Raw genomic sequence first — 3,403 nt, forward strand, 5'->3', positions numbered from 1 at the left:
GTCCACCGCGGCGGGTCCGGGCGGGTCCGAGCCGGCCGGGCCCTGCCGTCGCCCTGCGGCGATCGCCACCGTCAGGCACATCACCGGCGCCGCGCCGCGGAAGCCGGTGAACGGCAGCGTGAGCAGGTGCAGCCCGAGCAGGCCGGCGGCGGCGACGGTGGCGGGCGGCGGTGCGGTACAGCACGACGGTGGCCGCGGCGGCGAGGACGGGCCCGAGGGCACCGAACAGCCCGGCGTACCCGCCGCCGCTGCCGCTGACCTGTCCCACCACCCCGACCGAGCCGGATATGATCATGAGAATCTCGACGACCAGGGCGGCCGCGGAGACCGCCATCGAGCCGAGCGCCATCCCCAGGTTCGCCATCCCCAGGTTCGGTGTCGGCGGGTGCGGTGTCGGTGTGGCCCGGCGCCCGGCCGCCGTCGATCGCCCCGGTACCCGGCAGCAGGACGTCGCGGGCCGGTGCCACCCGCCCGGCGAGGACGAGACAGAACACCACCATGACCAGGTAGGTGGCGCTGAACCGGGACAGCGCGCGGCGGGCGGCGAGCGCACCCGCCGCGGCGACGGCGACGCACCAGCCGCCGGGCAGCCCGGCGGCGACCGCCGCGAGCACGAGCGGGGGGGGCCACCCAGCGCGGGCAGTGTCCCCGGTGGGTGGGGGACGTACGGTTCGGCTACCGCCATGCCGTCCAGTGGGCCGCGCGCGGCTCGTCGGCCGTCGGGTCACCCGGGGGTGGCAGGGGACCGAGACCGTCGAGCAGGCCGTGGCGGACCAGCGCCGTCGTCTCGAGTCCCCGCCCGCGCACCACGTCCAGAACCACACTGCGGGGCAGGACGACGGTCGCGGTGACGGCGGCGACCAGCGTCGTACGCAGCCGCCAACCGCGGATGCGGGTGAACCACAACCGGTTGCGCACGAGGTAGTAGGCGTTGGCGCGGCGGGGGATCGTGGTGCTGCCGGTATGCCAGGCCCGGTGCGGGCTGAGCACGACACTCCACCCGGCCTCCCGGACCCGGTAGCAGAAGTCGACGTCCTCGAACCCGAGGAAGTACCGGCCGTCGAACGGGACCCGCCGCAGGCATTCGGCCTTGATGAACATCACCGCGCCGGTGACCCAGTCCGCCTCGCAGGGCCGGTCGTCGGGGGGGCGGCGGGCCCGCGGCGCGACGAGGACCGGGCTCAGTCGTGCCGAGCCGGACTGCAGGCCGTCCCCGTTGATGAGGGTGGGGGCGACAACCCCGATGTTGGTGCCGGTCAGCAGGTCCAGACACGCCCGGATCGTCGCCTCGTCGATCCGGATGTCGTTGTTGACCAGCAGGTAGGCGCCGGCCGCAGGGTAGTCCCGGACGGCGAGCTGGAAACCGCCGCCGAAGCCGAGGTTGCGCGGCGGCAGTATCCACGCCACGGAGGTCGCCAGCTCCGCCGGTCGGGTCGAACGGTCGTTGGCCACGACGGTGACCTGGGCGATCGACGGGCTCGCATCCAGGCGTTCCGCGAGTTCGACCGTGGGCTGGTGCGGGCCCCAGTGGACGATGACCGCCACGGTTTTCATCGGCCCCCCTGTTTCGGTCGAGCGGAGCGTGAGTCATGCCGGCTACGTGACGACGCCACCGATTGGGTGCTGAGAGTAGCAGTAACGTGTCACGCTGTATGGCAAGGTGGAGGTGTCGGCTCGTCGCGGCGGGGATGGGGCGCTCGACCGATCTCCGTCTGATTACTAGAAGTAGTTGAAGCATGCCTTAGAGTGATGGCGTGGCTGGAGCATCCTCGGTCCCGGCGGCCGAAGACGAGCAGGGAACCGCGTCGAGCGGTGCGGCGACGGGTGGGATACCCGGACCCGGTCGTCCGGCCGATCCGGCGGCCGACGCGCCCACGGTGCTCGTCGGGGACTCGCTGCCCGGCGGGGACCGCCTGCTCGTCGAGAACCCGGCGCTTGTCGGGGACCCGGCGCTTGTCGGGGACCCGCTGTCCGGCGGCGAGCGCGATCCCGCCGCCGGGCAGCGGCGGATGCTCGCCGGCCGGCTGGCCCGCGGGCTCGGCGAGCTGCTGATCACCGCCGGGATCGTCGTCGCGCTGTTCCTTGCCTACCAGCTGTGGGTCACCGACCTGTTCGCCGCGCGGACCCAGGATCGCCTGCACCACCAGCTCGACCAGGTCTGGCAGCGGCCACCCGCGCCGCGGGCGCCTGCCGGCGATCGGGTGCGACCGGCTCCGCTGCCGCCGGTCGATCTTGGCGACGGGTTGGCGATCCTGCGGGTGCCGCGATTCGGTCGGGACTATTTCCCGGTCGTCGTGGAGGGTGTCGCCGCCGCCGACCTGCGGCGCGGACCAGGCCATATTCCGGGTACGGCGATGCCCGGCCAGCTCGGCAACTTCGTCGTTTCGGGGCATCGGACGACGTATGGCAAACCGTTTAGTCGTCTTGATGAATTGAAGGTTGGCGATCCCCTTGTCGTCGAGGTGCGGGACCGCTACTACACCTACCGGGTGACTGGCTCGGAGGTTGTGGCGCCGAACCGGGTGGATGTCACCTATCCGGTCCCCAAACGACCGGGAGTGGCGCCGACCAAGGACCTGATCACCCTGACCACCTGCCATCCGAAGTTCTCGGCGAGCCATCGACTGATCGTGTACGGCGAGCTGGTGGACACCACCGCGAAGTCCGCCGGGGTGCCCCCGGCGCTCAGGGGAGAGTGAGCGATGTACGCGTGGGTCTACCGACACCTGCCCGGTCCACCCCGGCTCCGGCTCACCCTGGCAGTCGTTGCGGTACTTGCCGTTGTCGCCTTGTTGATGTTCGTGGTCTTTCCCGCGGTGGAGACGATCCTGCCGAACGGACGAGTCACACTGGGTGACTGATGGAGGTCCACCCGATGGCGGCGGGCCGTCCGCCGCCGCGCCTCCATCGCTGGACCAGCGGATGAGGCGAAATGGCGGCGGGCTGATCCCACCGGGTAGCGGAGTGGAATTCGACAACGCCTTCCCGGGGATTAGGACCAGATGGTCGCGGGAGCGTGTCGGGGGACACCGGACGGCTGAGCCGATGCCGCCGGAAAGTCGGGCATCGGATACCCTGCGAACTGGGCCCACGTTAGGTTCGGATAGCGCGGAGATCGGCGTGGGTGGGGCCGGCCGGGCCGGCAGAGGCGGCGGCGGGTGGGCCGGCAACAGCCGGTCCGGAGAGCGGTAAAAGGACATTGCGGGATCGGCTTCGGGGGAATTCAATGAAAAGGCCGGATCAGATACGGCGTGGTTCAACGGTCCGCCTCTGCGGGGTGGCGTGGGCAACCGCCGGTCGCGGATGGTCACGCCGCCTGCCGGGCGGGGCGCCCCACGTCGTCGACGGCGGCGGGCCCGACCAGCCTGGCGGGGTCCAGCCGGCACCGGGACCCGCCCCGCCC

2 protein-coding genes and 1 pseudogene are annotated in these 3,403 nt (G+C 71.8%); 1 reads left to right on the plus strand and 2 read right to left on the minus strand.

Annotated elements, in window-relative coordinates; translation table 11 throughout:
• Window positions 1–364 (minus strand): annotated as a pseudogene (locus ND748_RS28435) (hypothetical protein); the annotation flags it as partial.
• Between the two features lie 311 nt (window positions 365–675).
• Entirely contained in the window at window positions 676–1,554 is an 879-nt protein-coding gene (locus ND748_RS28440; protein WP_251749267.1) for a glycosyltransferase family 2 protein, read from the minus strand.
• 200 nt (window positions 1,555–1,754) lie between these two features.
• Here ND748_RS28440 and ND748_RS28445 point away from each other — a divergent pair, with 200 nt between their 5' ends.
• Window positions 1,755–2,699, plus strand: coding sequence for a class E sortase (locus tag ND748_RS28445; protein ID WP_251749268.1), 945 nt, complete (start codon window positions 1,755–1,757; stop codon window positions 2,697–2,699).
• Window positions 2,700–3,403 lie beyond the last annotated feature (704 nt).

It is taken from the genome of Frankia sp. AiPs1 (genome assembly GCF_023716945.1).
Taxonomy (GTDB): Bacteria; Actinomycetota; Actinomycetes; order Frankiales; family Frankiaceae; genus Frankia.

Excerpts from the sequence above, each read along its gene's own strand:
- ND748_RS28440 (WP_251749267.1), bottom strand. The coding sequence starts at position 1,554 with ATGAAAACCGTGGCGGTCATCGTCCACTGGGGCCCGCACCAGCCCACG.